Raw genomic sequence first — 15182 nt, 5'->3', positions numbered from 1 at the left:
GAACACACTCAACGGAATCCGTATGTTTGATAGAGCCCAAAGCACCATCGCCAACGTCGATCCTGAACTCTGGAGCGTCATCCAGCAGGAAAACCGCCGTCAGGAAGAGCACATCGAGCTGATCGCGTCGGAAAACTACACGAGCCCGGCCGTCATGGCTGCGCAGGGCTCGCAACTCACCAACAAGTACGCCGAAGGGTATCCGGGCAAGCGCTACTACGGCGGCTGCGAGTTCGTGGACATCGCCGAGCAGCTGGCGATCGACCGGGTCAAGCAACTGTTCGGCGCTGAAGCCGCCAACGTGCAGCCGAACTCCGGTTCGCAGGCCAACCAGGGCGTGTTCTTCGCCATGCTCAAGCCGGGCGACACGATCATGGGCATGAGCCTCGCGCACGGCGGTCACTTGACGCACGGTTCGCCGGTCAACATGTCGGGCAAGTGGTTCAACGTGGTGAGCTACGGCCTGAACGAAGCCGAAGACATCGATTACGACGCGGCTGAGAAGCTGGCTCAGGAACATAAGCCGAAGCTGATCGTGGCGGGCGCGTCGGCGTTTTCGCTGCGCATCGACTTCGAACGGATGTCGAAGATCGCCAAGTCGGTTGGCGCGTATTTCATGGTCGACATGGCGCACTATGCCGGCCTGGTCGCCGCGGGTGTCTACCCGAACCCGGTGCCGCACGCCGATTTCGTTACCACTACCACGCACAAGAGCCTGCGCGGTCCGCGCGGTGGCGTGATCCTGATGAAGGCCGAGTTCGAAAAGCAGATCAACTCGGCAATTTTCCCGGGCATTCAAGGTGGTCCTCTGATGCACGTGATCGCCGGCAAGGCCGTCGCGTTCAAGGAAGCTCTGTCGCCGGAGTTCAAGACGTATCAGCAGCAAGTCGTCGAGAACGCGCGCGTGCTGGCGGAAACGCTGGTCAAGCGCGGTCTGCGCATCGTGTCGGGCCGTACCGAAAGCCATGTGATGCTGGTCGACCTGCGCGCGAAGAAGATCACCGGCAAGGCAGCGGAAGCTGCGCTCGGAGCGGCGCACATCACGGTCAACAAGAACGCGATCCCGAACGACCCGGAAAAGCCGTTTGTCACGAGCGGCGTGCGTCTCGGCTCGCCGGCCATGACCACGCGTGGCTTCGGCGTCAAGGAAGCGGAACAGGTGGGTAACCTGATCGCCGACGTGCTGGACAACCCGGAAGACGCTGCCACGATCGAACGTGTGCGTGCGCAAGTCGCCGAGTTGACCCAGCGCTTCCCGGTTTACCGCTAAGCCACTATGCACTGCCCCTTCTGCCGTCACGCCGATACGCAAGTTGTGGATTCCCGCGTATCCGAAGATGGCGCGACGATTCGCCGGCGCCGCCGCTGCCCGGCCTGCGACAAACGTTTCACGACGTATGAGCGGGTCGAGCTGGCGTTGCCGTCGGTCGTCAAGAAGGATGGCAGCCGCACGGAATTCGATCGCCGCAAGATCGTCGCAAGCATGCAACTGGCACTGCGCAAGCGCCCGGTTGCAGCGGACGCGATCGATGCGGCAGTCGCCCGCATCGAGTATCAACTGCTCGGCAGCGGCGAGCGTGAGGTGCGCAGCGAGCGCCTCGGCGAACTCGTGATGAACGAGTTGCGTGCGCTCGATACCATTGCTTATGTTCGTTTCGCCTCCGTCTACCGGCGCTTCGAAGACGTCTCCGAATTCGAGGATGTGATCGAGGAATTCCGCCGCGCCTCTTCTCCCCCCAAGCCGTCCCGCAAGCGCTGATTGCTGCCGTGCCTGAAGCTGCGCTCCAGCTTTTGTTGTCCGCTGCGTAGGTTCACGCATCTGCATCTCCGCTCCCGTTGTGGTTCGTCACGCGTGCATTTTTGCGCGGGATAGTGTCTGAGTGCCACCTGGCCATTCGGCCGATTGTCGACCCGTTTGCGAATCGCTAGATTGGCTGCATTCTTTGAAACGATCAGGGATGCAGATGAAATGGAAAGCAGTTCGTTGGCGACAGCGCCAAGGCTTTACGCTTGTCGAGACACTGGCTGTTGTCACGCTGATGTCGATAGTCGCGGTGATGGCCACGCCGTCGTTCGTTGCGTGGCACATGCGTGACCAGGTCGACGCACGCACGAAAGCCCTTGCTGCAACGCTTGCCTATGCGCGCAGCGAGGCATTGCGCCGCGGCGCTCGCGTCACGGTGTGCCGAATCGACGCGGCACGGCATTGTCTTGCCGCAGGGCAAGCTTGCGGCAGTGGCGTTACCGACTGGTCGTGCGGCTGGGCTGTATTGACCGAACGGGGTGGCACGCTCTCGCTGCTGCGCGCGCAGCCATCGCTCGCAGCGGTCAGCATCACCGGGACGCAGACCAATCTCACGTTTACGCCTCCGGCAGGGCAGTTGATCGGTGCCTTTCGCAGCTTTGATATCGCGCCGCGCGTGCAGTCGAAAGCGACACGGGGTGACGCGTGGCGGCGCTGCATCCGCATCGCGGCAGGCGGGCGCGCACGGATTGTCGAGGGCGCGTGTGGAGCAGCATTGTGAGCCGGTATCCGTCGAACCCACGAGCGCACAGCTCGGTACGCCGCACAACGAGGCATGGAGGCAGTTCGCTGATCGAAGTGATGCTGGCCGTTGCGCTGATGGCAGTGACGGCGCTCGGGGTGATCGCCGGTCAATTGTGGACTGCGCGCGAAGCCCGTGCGATGGCAATGCGCGAGCATGCGGCATGGATCGCCGATGCCGTGGTCGAAGCAACGCGTGAGCCACCGGCAAGTGATTCTGCGATCAGGCAATGGAGTTCGCGTGCAACGGCCCTGTTGCCGCACGGCGAAGCGATGGTACGGGAAAACGGCGGCGTGTCTGCCGCACGTGTCACGTGGGCGGCCCTACGTAACATGCCGCGTGCCGACGATGTCATCGATAAACCCGAGTCATGCGGTGGTGTGGATGTTCCTGCGGGCGCCTCATGCATCGCGCTGGCGTTCGCGAAATGATGCAGCGCATCGATATCGTGCGTGGTCATACGCTTGTCGAGTTCGTGATCGCAATTGCGCTGGGACTGGTGGTAACCGCCGGCGTGGTCTCGCTCTATTCAACGCAGCGCAACGTGTTCGAGCGCGAGAGCGATGCGATGCGGATCCACGAAGCAGGCCTGAGCGCGCTTACGCTGGTGGGTCAGCAACTTCAAATGGCCGGTTTCGTGCCTGCGGACGTCGTGAGGTTCAATAGTCCACCGCCGCTATTCGGCTGTTCGGGAGGACGCCCGACCGGCGCGGACAGCAGCGTTGCCTGCGAAGCATTGCCGAGCCGCTCGGATGGCATCGCGGTTCGTTATGTCGGAGACATCGTGTCGACGTGGCCGTCGACAACCGGGCAATCGACCGACTGCCTGGGGCAGGCCGTAGCGAACAACGATGCGGCGCTCGGTGGGCAGGGTGTCATGGTGGTCAACCGATACTTCGCGAGGCTCAGCGGGTCGACGGGCGAGCCGGAACTTTACTGTGAAGGCAATGGCAAGCCGGGATCCGCGCAGCCGCTGGTCGAAGGCGTAGAGCGCTTGCGATTCAGGTACTGGCTGCCCGGCGGGCTGGCGGCAGTAGACGCGTCGGTGGTGACTGCAAGTCAATGGGCAGAAATCGTCGCTGTCGATCTCTGCGTGCTTGTCCGCGGAGCGCCGCAAGGGCGGCGTGTGCGCTATGTCGATTGCGATGGCGTGAGTACTCTGGGCACCGACATGCGCGCGCGTCAGGCTTTCTGGCGGCGAGTGGCGATACGCAATCGTCAGGAGGGTCCGCTGTGACAAGAAGACCTTGCAGTCCGACGCGCCGTGCATCGTCGAAATATCTGGCGCGTCTTACCGGTGCTGGTCGTAGATCACGTCTCTGCAATCGCGGTACCGTCCTGCCGATCGTCCTGCTGATCTCCGCGATGATGTTGACCACTTCCGCCGCCTGGTTCGAAACATCGCTGGCAGCGGCGCGCGGCGCCAACTATGCGCGCGACTACTTGCAGGCATTTCACGCCGCGGATTCGGCGCTGACCTTATGTGCCCGGAGCGTGGTCGCTGCGGCAGGTTTCGACCCGCAGCCGGCAGCGTCGCTCTCACCCGGCGAACCGACGCAATGGAAGCACGAAGTCGCCTTTGAAGCCGGCGCTGTTGCGCCGGTCGCGCAATGGCCCGGATCGCTGCGTGCGCCGCAATGTTTGATCGAAGCGTGGCGTCTGGGCACGCGCGCCAATGCCCGCGCCTATTTACTGACTTCGCGTGGTTTCGGCCGCACGGAAGAGTCGCAGGTGTGGCTGCAGATGGAACTCGTGATCGCGGGTGAGCAGATTGAGCGCCATTGGCGTCGCGTCGCGGCGCGCCCATTTTGACGGGAGGTTCATGGCGAGGCAGCACACATTGGCATTTACGCTACTGGAACTGATGATTGCACTGGCAATCGCTGCCACGCTGGTCGTCTTTGCGGTGCCCTCCTACCGGAGTCATGTCGCGCGAACACACAGGATCGACGCGGCATCCGCACTTTATCGAGCCGCGCAATTTGTCGAGCAAGCGTCAAGCGATGGCGTCGCGACATTGCCGCCGGGTCTGGATCAGGCGCCACAATTCGGCACGCCAATCTACCGGTTGCAGGTGCTGCCGGCGGACGAAGCAAACGGAGGCTATTCGGTAGAGGCGGCGCCGACCGACGTCGGTTCAATGCGAGACGATGCTTGCGGCACCTTCACGCTCGATGCAACAGGGTTGCGAGGCAATAGAAGCGGCGCAAGCGGGACAGTGCCTGCAAGCGGCGAGTGCTGGAATACGAGCTAGGGAGCATCAGCGGGGAACGAGCCGGCCAGGGAATCGAAACGCAATGGCACGCCGACAGGCCGCACTTGCGCCGCGTCTCAATAGCCGCTATCGGCAGCCCCTTCATTGCCGCCGGCAGACGTGGCGGAATCGCTCTTCATCTGCTGCCAGATTCGATACGCTTCCCAGGCGGCAAGCGCAAGGCCGCCCCATTTGAGCGCGGGTTTTGCACCCGCGGCAATGGTTGCTCGCAGCGGCTTGGCCAGCAACAGCGAAGCGATCGAACTGATGAGCGGATACTGCTTGAGAAGCGCGCCGATGCTCGCCGCGTTGAGCAGGCCTGTCTTCGATCCGCTACCCACGCGCAAGCCGCCGAAGCCCGGCACAATGAATTTGAGCCAACTGAAGTGCGTAACGGCCTGCCGCAATTCGATGGTCGCCTGGGCGAGTTCCATGCGTTCGACATCCGCGCGCACCATCAGTAGTTCCTTGCGTAGCGCTCGCAGATGCGGCGCACTCAGATCTTTTGCCTGATAGCGTTTGTTGCGGAATGCGGTATCGGAATGGGATTGGCTCATAGCGTGTCGGCTGCAGTGGAAGTGGGGCGGTAAAACGGTGCTGCAAATCGCTCGAGTTGTCCGCAAAGTATCTGCAAAGAACTGCAGGGAGGTTGAGGCGCGCCCATTAACCCCGCCCACCAACCCATTCCGCCTGCCGCATCACGGTTTGCGGAACAGGTCGCGGTCTTTTTCGAACTCGGCAAGCGTGGCTTCGAACACCATTGGGGCATTGCGCAAACCACTGCGCGCTTTCAGTGCACAGGCGAGTCCGGCGATGGCATAAACCACCGTGATGCTGGCGAGCGCTTGCCATCGGTAGGTGTCCCAGAACGCGATCGCGATCAGCGCGGTCAATGCGATCAGGGCCATCGTCGCGAGCATCATGGCGGCGAGGCCGAGGAACAGCACGCCGATCAGACGATCTTTTTCTTCGGCGAGCTCGATGCCCACCAGTTCAAGCCGTGTTTGCAGAATAGCGAACACGGATCCGATGATACGGCGCAACGGACTGTGTTCGCCGTGCTGCGATTGTGTTTCGATCGTCATGGCTTTGGGCGTTGCGCGTGAAGGCTTAACCGGCGCGTGAAAACGAGCGCGCCAGGAGAAGCGGACCGGCCAGACGTGCGCCGGTCAACTTGATTCGCTGGTGTGCCGCGCGCGATACGACCTGGCAGCGTCACCAGCGTGAGCAGTGTTACTTGCGGTTGATCAACAGCCCGAGCAGTACGCCGGCACCCGCAGCGATGCCGATGGATGCCCACGGATGTTCGTGCACGTAATCGTCGGTGGCGCGCGCGGCCTTCTTGCCTTTCTCGACCACTACGACCTGTACGTCAGCCGCCTTTTCCTTCGCCTGCTTCAGGCGCGTAAGCGCCGTTTCACGCAGTTCCGAAGCGCGCTCGCCGGTGGCGCTCGCGGCCTGTTTCAGCAAATCTTCAGCGTCCGCGAGGACGGTTTTGATATCCGACATCAATCTCTCCTTGTTGACTTCCGACATTGACAGCTCCCCTTCGTCTCACGTCACGCGTGAATCGTAACCAAAGAAACGGCCGCTGGCGAGCGTGGTGCTCGATTCTTCAAAACGAACGCACGAACCGTTCCTGGTTGAAGCGAAGCCTTAAAAACTCTCTTTGCGGCGCCGTGCTGCAAAGTTTGCCTAAGATGGAGTTGATCTGTCCCGCAAAGTTTCCACTAAATCGGTGAAAATTACAAAAACGCATAAAGTAGTGACGCGATGTTCGTTAGCTGTGTACCGTCACTCCCGTATGCTGTAGTTTTGCCGGGGGCGCCTTAGCCGGGGGCGCCCTAGCCAGAGCACGCTTTAATGCGGCGTCGCGGGCGAATGCGCTCGGAATGTCTGAACACAATCAAGGAGAGCTGCACCATGAGTCTACGTCTTGGCGATATCGCGCCGGATTTCGAGCAGGAGTCGAGTGTTGGCCGCATCAAGTTCCACGAATGGCTGGGCGATAGTTGGGGCGTGCTGTTCTCGCACCCCGCCGATTTCACGCCGGTCTGCACGACCGAGCTGGGTTTGACGGCGAATCTGGCCGGCGAATTCGAGAAGCGGAATGTCAAGACGATTGCGTTGTCGGTCGATAGCGCCGAGTCGCACAAGGAATGGATCAAGGACATCAACGAGACGCAAGCCGCCAATGTCGGTTTCCCGATTCTCGCCGACGGGGACCGCAAGGTCTCCCAGTTGTACGACATGATCCACCCAAACGCCAGTGAGACGTTCACAGTCCGCTCGCTGTTCGTGATCGATCCGAACAAGAAGGTGCGTTTGATCATTACGTATCCGGCCAGCACCGGGCGCAACTTCGACGAAGTGCTGCGGGTGATCGACTCGCTGCAACTCACCGACTACCACTCGGTCGCTACACCCGGTAACTGGAAGCAGGGCGATGACGTGGTGATCGTGCCGTCGTTGAAAGATGAAGAAGTCATCAAGCAGAAATTCCCGAAGGGCTACAAGGCGCTGCGCCCGTACCTGCGTTTGACGCCGCAACCGAACAAGTAAGCGGCTGATGCATCACGAAGCGCACCGTTAGCTTTACCGCGGCGCCGAAATGGCAAAAGGCCGGTTCTCGCGAACCGGCCTTTTTCGTTCTACTTTTCGATTTTCCCGTCCGCGGCCAGGACGAAACCACGAAACGCCGCTATCAAGGTAATCAGTGCATCAGAAAAACGCCTGAATCCCGGTTTGCGCGCGCCCGAGGATCAGCGCGTGAATGTCGTGCGTACCTTCGTAGGTGTTCACGACTTCCAGATTCACCAGGTGCCGCGCGATGCCGAACTCGTCCGAGATACCGTTGCCGCCGAGCATGTCGCGCGCAAGCCGGGCAATGTCCAGCGCCTTGCCGCACGAATTGCGTTTCATGATCGACGTAATTTCGACGGCGGCCGTGCCTTCGTCTTTCATGCGGCCGAGACGTAAAACGCCTTGCAGGCCGAGCGTGATTTCGGTTTGCATGTCCGCGAGTTTTTTCTGGATCAACTGGTTCGCGGCGAGCGGCCGGCCGAACTGTTTGCGATCCAGCACGTATTGACGCGCCGTGTGCCAGCATGCTTCAGCCGCGCCGAGCGCGCCCCAGGCAATCCCGTAGCGCGCCGAGTTCAGGCACGTGAAGGGACCACGCAAGCCGCTCACTTCGGGGAAGCGATTTTCTTCCGGCACGAACACCTCGTCGAGCACGATCTCGCCGGTGATCGACGCACGCAGGCCCACCTTGCTATGGATGGTCGGCGCCGACAATCCCTTCCACCCTTTCTCGAGAATGAAGCCGCGGATCGAGTCCTTGCCGTTTTCCTCGAGCTTTGCCCACACGACGAACACGTCGGCGATCGGCGAATTGGTGATCCACATCTTCGAGCCCGACAGCGAATAGCCGCCGTCGACCTTTTTCGCGCGCGTGATCATGCTGCCCGGATCGGAGCCATGATTCGGTTCGGTCAGGCCGAAGCAGCCGATCCATTCGCCGCTGACGAGCTTCGGCAGGTACTTCTGCTTTTGCGCTTCCGAGCCGAATTCGTAGATCGGCACCATGACGAGCGACGACTGGACCGACATCATCGACCGGTAGCCGGAATCGACGCGCTCCACTTCCCGCGCGATCAGACCGTACGCCACGTAGTTCAGGCCAGGACCGCCGTATTGCTCAGGAATCGTCGGGCCGAGCAGGCCGAGTTCACCCATTTCGCGGAAGATTTCGATGTCGGTCTTCTCGTGACGGAACGCTTCGAGCACGCGCGGCTGCAACTTGTCCTGCGCGTAAGCGGCGGCGGCGTCGCGCACCATGCGTTCGTCTTCAGTGAGCTGCTGATCCAGCAGCAAGGGGTCTTCCCAGTGGAACTGCGCGGCCTCTGCCATGACGTATCTCCTGATTCCTAGCTTGAATAAAACGTGTCTGAGCTTGACTTAAGTTCCGCTATGCGGAACAATGTTTTGCAAACCACGACCGAGTGTATCACCACATGCCGCCCACATCCACTCCCGCTGAACCGCTCGACGAGCGAAAATTTGTCGTCGCCCTTGCACGCGGGTTGGACTTGCTGCGCGCGTTCAAGCCGGGTGACACGATGCTCGGTAATCGCGATTTCGTCGAGCGCACGGGTTTGCCGAAGGCGACCGTCAACCGTTTGACCTACACGCTGACCATGCTCGGCTATCTGCGGTTCGACGAAATCCTGGGTAAATATGCGCTCGACGCCGGCGTGCTGTCGCTAGGTTTCGCGCTGCTTTCGGGAACCGATACGCTTGAACTCGCGCGCCCGCACATGCGCACCTTCGCGCGCGAAGTGGGCGCGGCGGTGTCGCTCGGGTGCCGCGACGGCCTCGACATGATTTATCTGGAGACGATCCGCAGCGAAACCGCGCTGACACTCGGACTCGCCTCCGGTTCGAAGCTGTCGATGCTCACGAGCTCGATGGGGCGCGCGTATCTGGCGGTACAGCCGTTGGACGTGCGCGCCGCGTTGCTGGCCGAGCTTAAGAAGGCGGCCGGCAAGGAGGGCGCTGCATTGCTGGCGGATGCCGAAGAGGAAATCGGAACCTTCGCGCAGGAGCGTTGCTGCTATTCGTTCCGCGCGTGGCATGACGACGTGAACGCGGTCGCGGTGCCGTTTCGTGAGCCACGCGAAGGCCGCTGGCTGGTGCTGAGTTGCAGCGGGCCGGCGTCGTCGATGGGGGAGGAGGTGTTTCGGGACATCGTGGCGCCGCGCCTGAAGGCATTGGCGCGCCGCCTGGGGGATACCGGTTGAAGCGCTAGGTCGTTAAATCCGGGCTAACTCAAAACGAACCCCGGCCAACCTCGGCCAACTGAGTCACACCGCCCGGTCATGATAATGCGCAGTGAACAATGGCCCTTGCACGAAGCGCACGTCGTACTGCTGCAGCGCGAGGAACTGCGGCTCATCGATCACCCGATTGAAGATCAGCGGAATCCGCAGCCGGCTCGCGTAGCCGACCAGCGGCTTCACCATCGCATCGCGCAACGCGATTGCCGCATCCATCTTGATGAAGTCGAGCCGCGCCGTTTCCGATACCGACAGAATCTGCCCCGCGTTCGACAGATTCCCCGCCACCTTGAAGCCGTAGCGCTGGTAACTCGTGGTCAGATAGCCGAGGAATGTCTTGTGCGCGACCGCTGCCGCCGGCAACTCGATAACCACCCGCGACGGATTCAGTCCGAACGACACCAGCACGCTCGAGAAATGCCGTCCGTGGTCGTACTTGACGCTCTTGAGCAGGCGCTCGTGCACGCGCAGAAATAGCAGCCCGTGGCGCTGTGCGCCGAAGAAATTGATCGCGTGCAGCGCGCGCGACATGCGGTCGAGCGCGACCAGTTCCTGATCGTCGGCGATCCGGTCGAAGGGATCGAAGACATCAAAGGGTTCGCCGTCGAGACGTTGCGTGACCGCCTGAAACCCGAGTTCATCGCCGAAACGATCCACGCCTTCGGCACCCGATGTCAACGACTGCGCCAACGCATGGACGCTGATGTCGAAGATCGGCTCATAGGCGCTGGCGAGCTCGAAGTCGTCAAACCGGGCCAACGCGATCTCGCTATGCACACCCGTTCCCATCACCAGATGTTCGCCGAGAAATGGGTGCTCGGCGGCGCGGGCAATCAGGTTTGGGATGGTCGGCGGAATCATGTAGGCGAAAGGATAGAGATAGGTGCGCACTCGGCGCCCGGCAACGCGACTCGGTTGCCGTATCTGTTGATGGTAGCAGTCCGCGCCGCGCGCACTTGAACAAAATGCTTATAACGTTATCGGGCGAACGCCCGTCCTCATGGGCTGCCGGCGTTTTCGCGGCGGGCGTTCAGGGTATACGTTAATTTCACTATGCGTAATTCGTTTTACTATACGTAAATTGCAGCGCGGCTACGACGGAGAGGGTGTTTGCGTCTCCCGACCACGTGAAGCCTGCGCCGCGATCCAATAATCCAGTCAGGAAGAGGGGACGACCCAATGAGCGCCAAACCGGCCGTGGCCGCCGCCAATGCCAATGTCATCGAAGTCGAGCGCGTGCTCGGCGAAACGCATCACCCGTCATTCCAACTGATGCTGCTCGCGCTATGCGGGCTGTGTCTCGTGATCGACGGCTTCGACGCGCAAGCGATGGGCTACGTCGCGCCGAGCGTGATCGGTGAATGGCATGTCTCGAAGGCGGCGCTCGGACCCGTGTTCAGCGCCAGCCTGTTTGGCATGTTGCTGGGCGCGTTGGGCTTATCGGTGCTGGCTGACCGCATTGGCCGGCGTCCGGTTTTGATCGGCGCGACGTTCTTCTTCGCCCTGTCGATGCTGGCGACGCCCTTCGTCGCGACGATCCCCGCGTTAATCACGCTGCGCTTCATCACCGGGCTGGGCCTCGGCTGCATCATGCCGAACGCGATGGCGCTGGTCGGCGAGTTCTCCACCCCCGCGCATCGCGTCAAGCGCATGATGCTGGTGTCGTGTGGCTTCACGCTGGGCGCGGCGCTGGGTGGTTTCATCAGTGCCGCGCTGATTCCCGCGTACGGCTGGCGCGCGGTGTTCTGGCTGGGCGGCGCGGTGCCTTTGCTGCTCGCGTTCGCGATGCTGGCGGCGTTGCCGGAGTCGCTGCAATTTCTCGTCCTCCACGGGCGCAGTGATCGCGCGTTGCGCTGGCTCGCAAAGTTCGATCCGAGGCTGCCGATTGACGCGAACACGCGTGTCGTCGTGCGTGAGAAGGGCAACGGCGGCGCACCGGTCGCTGAACTGTTTCGTGCGGGGCGTGGCCCGGTCACGCTGATTCTGTGGGCGATCAGTTTCATGAACCTGATTGATCTTTATTTCCTGTCGAACTGGCTGCCCACCGTGATGCGCGATGCCGGCTACTCGCCGGGCACCGCGGTGATCGTCGGCACGGTGCTGCAAACCGGTGGCGTGGTCGGCACCTTGCTGCTCGGCTGGTTCATCGAGCGTTTTGGTTTTGTGCGCGTGCTGTTCGTGTGTTTCGCGGGCGCGGCGCTGACGGTCGGCGCCATCGGCACGGTGGCGCACGCGTTGCCGTGGCTGCTGCTGGTCGTGTTTGCCGGCGGCTTCTGCGTGGTTGGCGGACAGCCGGCGGTCAACGCGTTGGCCGGCCACTTTTATCCGACCACGTTGCGCTCCACCGGCATTGGCTGGAGCCTCGGCATCGGACGCATCGGGTCGGTGATCGGGCCGCTGGTCGGCGGACAACTGATTGCGCTGAACTGGTCGAACGAATCGCTGTTTCATGCGGCCGCAGTGCCGGTGCTGTGTTCCGCGTTGCTGGTGATCGGGTTGGCCGCGGCGACCCGGCAACGCGGCCCATCCGAGCCGCGCACGGCCTGAAGCAGAGCGCTCGCGCCGAAAGATCAAGTATCAACGGAGAACCTTGCATGGATACCTCAACCCGTACACCGAATACCGTCAATTCCCGGCTCGAGATCGAGCCGGGCTATCAGTCGGGATTCACAAACGAATTCGCCACCGAGGCTTTGCCGGGCGCGCTGCCCGAAGGCCGTAATTCGCCGCAACGCGCGGCCTACGGTTTGTACGCGGAACAACTGTCAGGCACCGCCTTCACTGCGCCGCGCGGACATAACCGGCGTTCGTGGCTGTACCGGATTCGTCCGGCGGCCGTGCACAAGCCCTTCACGCAATTGCCCTCAGACCGGCTGGTTGCCAACTTCGCCGAAGTGCCGCCGACGCCCCCCAACCAGTTGCGCTGGGATGCATTGCCGATGCCCACCGAGCCGACCGATTTCATCGACGGCTGGGTGACGATGGCGGGCAACGGGTCGGCCGAAGCGATGAACGGCTGCGCGATCCACCTGTACACGGCGAATCGCTCGATGAAGGATCGCTTCTTCTATAACGCCGACGGCGAATTGCTGATCGTGCCGCAGGAAGGCCGCCTGCATATCGCCACCGAAATGGGCCAACTCGATGTCGAACCATTCGAGATCGCGGTGATCCCGCGCGGCGTACGCTTCGCGGTGAGCCTGCCGGACGGCGCCGCGCGTGGCTATATCTGCGAGAACTTCGGTGCGCTGCTGCGTCTGCCGGATCTCGGCCCGATCGGCTCGAACGGCCTCGCCAATCCGCGCGATTTCCTCACGCCGAATGCCGCGTACGAAGACCGCGAAGGCGACTTCGAACTCGTCGCCAAACTGAACGGCAATCTGTGGCGCGCGGACATCGGCCATTCGCCGCTCGACGTGGTGGCATGGCACGGCAACTACGCGCCGTACAAATACGACCTGCGCCGCTTCAACACGATCGGTTCGATCAGCTTCGACCACCCGGACCCGTCGATCTTTCTGGTCCTGCAATCGCAAAGTGATACGCCGGGCGTCGATACGATCGATTTCGTGATTTTCCCGCCGCGCTGGCTGGCGGCCGAAGATACGTTCCGGCCGCCCTGGTTCCATCGCAACGTCGCGAGCGAATTCATGGGTCTGGTGCATGGCGTGTACGACGCGAAGGCCGAGGGCTTCGTGCCGGGCGGCGCGAGTTTGCACAACTGTATGGCGGGTCATGGACCGGACGCGGACACCTTCGAGAAAGCCTCGCATGGCGATACGTCCACGCCGAAGAAAGTCGGCGACACGATGGCCTTCATGGTCGAAACGCGCACGCTGATCAAGCCGACGCGCTTCGCGCTCGAAACCGCGCAACTGCAGGCGAATTATTACGAGTGCTGGCAAGGCCTCAAGAAACACTTCAACCCGGAGCAACGATGAACGCATTGAGCGATCTTCAGGCGACGCTCGATCCGTCGCGCAAGAGCTGGGTCGAGTCGGCGAACGACTCGACTAACGATTTTTCGATCCAGAACCTGCCGTTCGGTATTTTCAGCGACAAGAGTAATGACACGCGCCGCGTGGGCGTGGCGATCGGCGACGAGATCGTCGATCTGGCGGCGCTGCAAGCAGCAGGTTTGCTCAATGTGCAATCGAAGGCTGACGTTTTTGCACGCGACGCGCTCAACGATTTCATCTCGCTTGGCCGCGATGCATGGCGCAGCGTGCGTATCCAGTTGAGCAATCTGCTGGCGCGCAATACCGCGACCTTGCGCGACGACGCCGCCTTGCGTTCGAAAGCCCTGGTGCGTCAGGCCGATGCGCAACTGCATCTGCCTGTGCAGATTCCCGGCTACACCGATTTCTACTCGTCGAAAGAACACGCGACGAATGTCGGCTCGATGTTCCGCGATCCGAAGAATGCGCTGTTGCCGAACTGGTCGGAGATGCCGATCGGCTACAACGGACGCGCGTCGTCCGTGGTGGTGAGCGGCACGCCGGTGCGGCGTCCTAACGGCCAGTTGAAACTGCCGGATCAGGAGCGTCCGGTGTTCGGCGCATGCCGCAAGCTCGACATAGAACTGGAGACCGGTTTTGTGATCGGCCGTGGCAATACGTTGGGCGAGCCGATTGCCTGTGCCGATGCCGAAGCGCACATCTTCGGCATGGTGCTGCTGAACGACTGGAGCGCGCGCGATATCCAGCAGTGGGAATACGTGCCGCTCGGTCCGTTCAACTCCAAGGGGTTCGCGACCACCATCTCGCCGTGGATCGTGACGCTCGACGCGCTCGAACCGTTCCGCGTCGGGCAGCCGGCGCAGGAGCCGCAGCCGTTGGCGTACTTGCGCCACGACGGCAAGCATGCGTTCGACATCTCGCTCGAGGTGACACTGCGGCCGCAAACGGCCAGCCAGGCCACCACGCTCTCGCGGACCAACTTCAAGCACATGTACTGGACAATGGCGCAACAGCTCGCGCATCACACGGTATCGGGCTGCAATACGCGGGTCGGCGATCTGATGGGTTCGGGCACGATCAGCGGCCCGACTGAGGACTCGTGCGGCAGCCTGCTCGAATCCACGTGGAACGGCAAGAATCCGTTGGAATTGAAAGAAGGCGGCACACGAGGATTTATCGAAGACGGCGACGAACTCACGCTTGCCGGATGGTGCCAGGGCGATGGGTACCGCGTGGGCTTCGGGACGTGTGTCGGGGAGATTCTGCCGGCGCAGAAGTAACGGCGCCGGCGAAGCTTGCCGCCTGGCAGAAAACGGGGAAGCTATGATGGCTTCCCCGTTTTCATATCGGCACGGCGCGACGTCAAATCGGGGGCTCGGGTAGGGCATTTCGCCGGGCAAGGGAATGGATCCCGACGAGCCGTAAATGGGACTCCTGGTTCCCCATGCATACCCATCCGCGACGCACGTAGTGCGGAGTGGGAGCTGATGAGCCCTTTGTCACTGACGAGGAAGGTGCGAGGGCACGGATTCCAGATGCACCACTACCGTAGCTGTGCGAGGGACCCGCTTATGGGCTGGCGGTG

Annotated in this window: 17 protein-coding genes; 12 read left to right on the top strand and 5 right to left on the bottom strand. The window is 61.9% G+C overall.

Annotated elements, in window-relative coordinates; translation table 11 throughout:
- Nucleotides 1-22 precede the first annotated feature (22 nt).
- The 7 genes from glyA to PQR67_RS24035 all read left to right on the top strand — a co-directional run bounded on the left by glyA (nucleotide 23) and on the right by PQR67_RS24035 (nucleotide 4800).
- Nucleotides 23-1270 (top strand): serine hydroxymethyltransferase, encoded by a 1248-nt coding sequence (glyA, locus tag PQR67_RS24065; RefSeq protein ID WP_408464789.1) that lies wholly within the window; start codon nucleotides 23-25, stop codon nucleotides 1268-1270.
- Between the two features lie 6 nt (nucleotides 1271-1276).
- On the top strand, nucleotides 1277-1759 hold the full coding sequence (gene nrdR / locus PQR67_RS24060) for a transcriptional regulator NrdR (protein WP_027799387.1): 483 nt from the start codon (nucleotides 1277-1279) through the stop codon (nucleotides 1757-1759).
- A gap of 199 nt (nucleotides 1760-1958) precedes the next feature.
- The gene (locus PQR67_RS24055) at nucleotides 1959-2525 is read left to right on the top strand and encodes a GspH/FimT family pseudopilin (RefSeq protein WP_408464787.1); all 567 of its coding nucleotides are present in this window, start codon (nucleotides 1959-1961) and stop codon (nucleotides 2523-2525) included.
- Complete coding sequence (locus PQR67_RS24050) at nucleotides 2507-2977, top strand: type IV pilus modification PilV family protein (protein ID WP_408464785.1); 471 nt, start codon at nucleotides 2507-2509, stop codon at nucleotides 2975-2977. The genes PQR67_RS24055 and PQR67_RS24050 overlap by 19 nt, the downstream gene beginning before the upstream one ends.
- Complete coding sequence (locus tag PQR67_RS24045) at nucleotides 2974-3783, top strand: PilW family protein (protein ID WP_408464783.1); 810 nt, start codon at nucleotides 2974-2976, stop codon at nucleotides 3781-3783. The genes PQR67_RS24050 and PQR67_RS24045 overlap by 4 nt, the downstream gene beginning before the upstream one ends.
- 128 nt (nucleotides 3784-3911) lie before the next feature.
- A complete protein-coding gene (locus PQR67_RS24040; protein ID WP_408464781.1) occupies nucleotides 3912-4358 on the top strand; it encodes a pilus assembly PilX family protein in 447 nt (148 codons plus the stop codon).
- Nucleotides 4359-4368: 10 nt separating this feature from the next.
- Nucleotides 4369-4800: a type IV pilin protein gene (locus PQR67_RS24035; RefSeq protein WP_408464779.1), complete on the top strand. Its 432-nt coding sequence runs from the start codon at nucleotides 4369-4371 to the stop codon at nucleotides 4798-4800.
- Nucleotides 4801-4877: 77 nt separating this feature from the next.
- Here PQR67_RS24035 and PQR67_RS24030 read toward each other — a convergent pair whose 3' ends face one another.
- From PQR67_RS24030 to PQR67_RS24020, 3 genes are all read right to left on the bottom strand, one after another.
- The gene (locus tag PQR67_RS24030) at nucleotides 4878-5357 is read right to left on the bottom strand and encodes a DUF3318 domain-containing protein (RefSeq protein ID WP_408464777.1); all 480 of its coding nucleotides are present in this window, start codon (nucleotides 5355-5357) and stop codon (nucleotides 4878-4880) included.
- Between the two features lie 141 nt (nucleotides 5358-5498).
- Nucleotides 5499-5885: a phage holin family protein gene (locus tag PQR67_RS24025; RefSeq protein ID WP_408464775.1), complete on the bottom strand. Its 387-nt coding sequence runs from the start codon at nucleotides 5883-5885 to the stop codon at nucleotides 5499-5501.
- A 148-nt stretch (nucleotides 5886-6033) separates the two neighbouring features.
- Nucleotides 6034-6336, bottom strand: a complete 303-nt coding sequence (locus PQR67_RS24020; RefSeq protein ID WP_028198798.1) for an ElaB/YgaM/YqjD family protein — start codon at nucleotides 6334-6336, stop codon at nucleotides 6034-6036.
- A 387-nt stretch (nucleotides 6337-6723) separates the two neighbouring features.
- On the opposite strand from PQR67_RS24020, the gene PQR67_RS24015 reads away from it, so the two are divergent.
- Nucleotides 6724-7362 (top strand): peroxiredoxin, encoded by a 639-nt coding sequence (locus PQR67_RS24015; RefSeq protein WP_120346150.1) that lies wholly within the window; start codon nucleotides 6724-6726, stop codon nucleotides 7360-7362.
- A 159-nt stretch (nucleotides 7363-7521) separates the two neighbouring features.
- Here the strand turns inward: PQR67_RS24015 and PQR67_RS24010 are convergent, their stop codons facing one another.
- Nucleotides 7522-8712: an acyl-CoA dehydrogenase gene (locus tag PQR67_RS24010; RefSeq protein WP_408464773.1), complete on the bottom strand. Its 1191-nt coding sequence runs from the start codon at nucleotides 8710-8712 to the stop codon at nucleotides 7522-7524.
- A gap of 104 nt (nucleotides 8713-8816) precedes the next feature.
- On the opposite strand from PQR67_RS24010, the gene PQR67_RS24005 reads away from it, so the two are divergent.
- The gene (locus tag PQR67_RS24005) at nucleotides 8817-9602 is read left to right on the top strand and encodes an IclR family transcriptional regulator (protein WP_408464771.1); all 786 of its coding nucleotides are present in this window, start codon (nucleotides 8817-8819) and stop codon (nucleotides 9600-9602) included.
- A gap of 63 nt (nucleotides 9603-9665) precedes the next feature.
- On the opposite strand, the gene PQR67_RS24000 is transcribed toward PQR67_RS24005, so the two are convergent.
- Nucleotides 9666-10499, bottom strand: a complete 834-nt coding sequence (locus tag PQR67_RS24000) for a diguanylate phosphodiesterase (RefSeq protein WP_408464963.1) — start codon at nucleotides 10497-10499, stop codon at nucleotides 9666-9668.
- Between the two features lie 318 nt (nucleotides 10500-10817).
- On the opposite strand from PQR67_RS24000, the gene PQR67_RS23995 reads away from it, so the two are divergent.
- Genes PQR67_RS23995 through fahA form a run of 3 tightly spaced genes read left to right on the top strand, consistent with a single transcriptional unit; the run spans nucleotide 10818 to nucleotide 14877 of the window.
- Nucleotides 10818-12185: an MFS transporter gene (locus PQR67_RS23995; protein ID WP_408464769.1), complete on the top strand. Its 1368-nt coding sequence runs from the start codon at nucleotides 10818-10820 to the stop codon at nucleotides 12183-12185.
- A 47-nt stretch (nucleotides 12186-12232) separates the two neighbouring features.
- Nucleotides 12233-13579 (top strand): homogentisate 1,2-dioxygenase, encoded by a 1347-nt coding sequence (gene hmgA / locus PQR67_RS23990; RefSeq protein ID WP_408464767.1) that lies wholly within the window; start codon nucleotides 12233-12235, stop codon nucleotides 13577-13579.
- Nucleotides 13576-14877, top strand: a complete 1302-nt coding sequence (gene fahA / locus PQR67_RS23985; RefSeq protein ID WP_408464765.1) for a fumarylacetoacetase — start codon at nucleotides 13576-13578, stop codon at nucleotides 14875-14877. Before hmgA ends, fahA begins: the two co-directional genes overlap by 4 nt.
- The last annotated feature ends 305 nt before the right edge of the window (nucleotides 14878-15182 follow it).

This window comes from Paraburkholderia fungorum (assembly GCF_046026025.1).
In the GTDB taxonomy this organism is placed as follows: domain Bacteria; phylum Pseudomonadota; class Gammaproteobacteria; order Burkholderiales; family Burkholderiaceae; genus Paraburkholderia; species Paraburkholderia fungorum_E.
This window is presented reverse-complemented; position numbering and strand designations above follow the sequence as displayed.

What these genes read in the sequence shown, in the direction of transcription:
- PQR67_RS24035 (WP_408464779.1), top strand. Translation starts at nt 4,369, where the DNA reads ATGGCGAGGCAGCACACATTGGCATTTACGCTACTGGAACTGATGATT.
- PQR67_RS24010 (WP_408464773.1), bottom strand. Translation starts at nt 8,712, where the DNA reads ATGGCAGAGGCCGCGCAGTTCCACTGGGAAGACCCCTTGCTGCTGGAT.
- hmgA (WP_408464767.1), top strand. Translation starts at nt 12,233, where the DNA reads ATGGATACCTCAACCCGTACACCGAATACCGTCAATTCCCGGCTCGAG.
- nrdR (WP_027799387.1), top strand. Translation starts at nt 1,277, where the DNA reads ATGCACTGCCCCTTCTGCCGTCACGCCGATACGCAAGTTGTGGATTCC.
- PQR67_RS24005 (WP_408464771.1), top strand. Translation starts at nt 8,817, where the DNA reads ATGCCGCCCACATCCACTCCCGCTGAACCGCTCGACGAGCGAAAATTT.
- PQR67_RS24020 (WP_028198798.1), bottom strand. Translation starts at nt 6,336, where the DNA reads ATGTCGGAAGTCAACAAGGAGAGATTGATGTCGGATATCAAAACCGTC.
- PQR67_RS24015 (WP_120346150.1), top strand. Translation starts at nt 6,724, where the DNA reads ATGAGTCTACGTCTTGGCGATATCGCGCCGGATTTCGAGCAGGAGTCG.
- PQR67_RS24055 (WP_408464787.1), top strand. Translation starts at nt 1,959, where the DNA reads ATGCAGATGAAATGGAAAGCAGTTCGTTGGCGACAGCGCCAAGGCTTT.
- PQR67_RS24025 (WP_408464775.1), bottom strand. Translation starts at nt 5,885, where the DNA reads ATGACGATCGAAACACAATCGCAGCACGGCGAACACAGTCCGTTGCGC.
- fahA (WP_408464765.1), top strand. Translation starts at nt 13,576, where the DNA reads ATGAACGCATTGAGCGATCTTCAGGCGACGCTCGATCCGTCGCGCAAG.
- PQR67_RS24040 (WP_408464781.1), top strand. Translation starts at nt 3,912, where the DNA reads ATGATGTTGACCACTTCCGCCGCCTGGTTCGAAACATCGCTGGCAGCG.
- PQR67_RS24045 (WP_408464783.1), top strand. Translation starts at nt 2,974, where the DNA reads ATGATGCAGCGCATCGATATCGTGCGTGGTCATACGCTTGTCGAGTTC.
- PQR67_RS23995 (WP_408464769.1), top strand. Translation starts at nt 10,818, where the DNA reads ATGAGCGCCAAACCGGCCGTGGCCGCCGCCAATGCCAATGTCATCGAA.
- PQR67_RS24000 (WP_408464963.1), bottom strand. Translation starts at nt 10,499, where the DNA reads ATGATTCCGCCGACCATCCCAAACCTGATTGCCCGCGCCGCCGAGCAC.
- glyA (WP_408464789.1), top strand. Translation starts at nt 23, where the DNA reads ATGTTTGATAGAGCCCAAAGCACCATCGCCAACGTCGATCCTGAACTC.
- PQR67_RS24030 (WP_408464777.1), bottom strand. Translation starts at nt 5,357, where the DNA reads ATGAGCCAATCCCATTCCGATACCGCATTCCGCAACAAACGCTATCAG.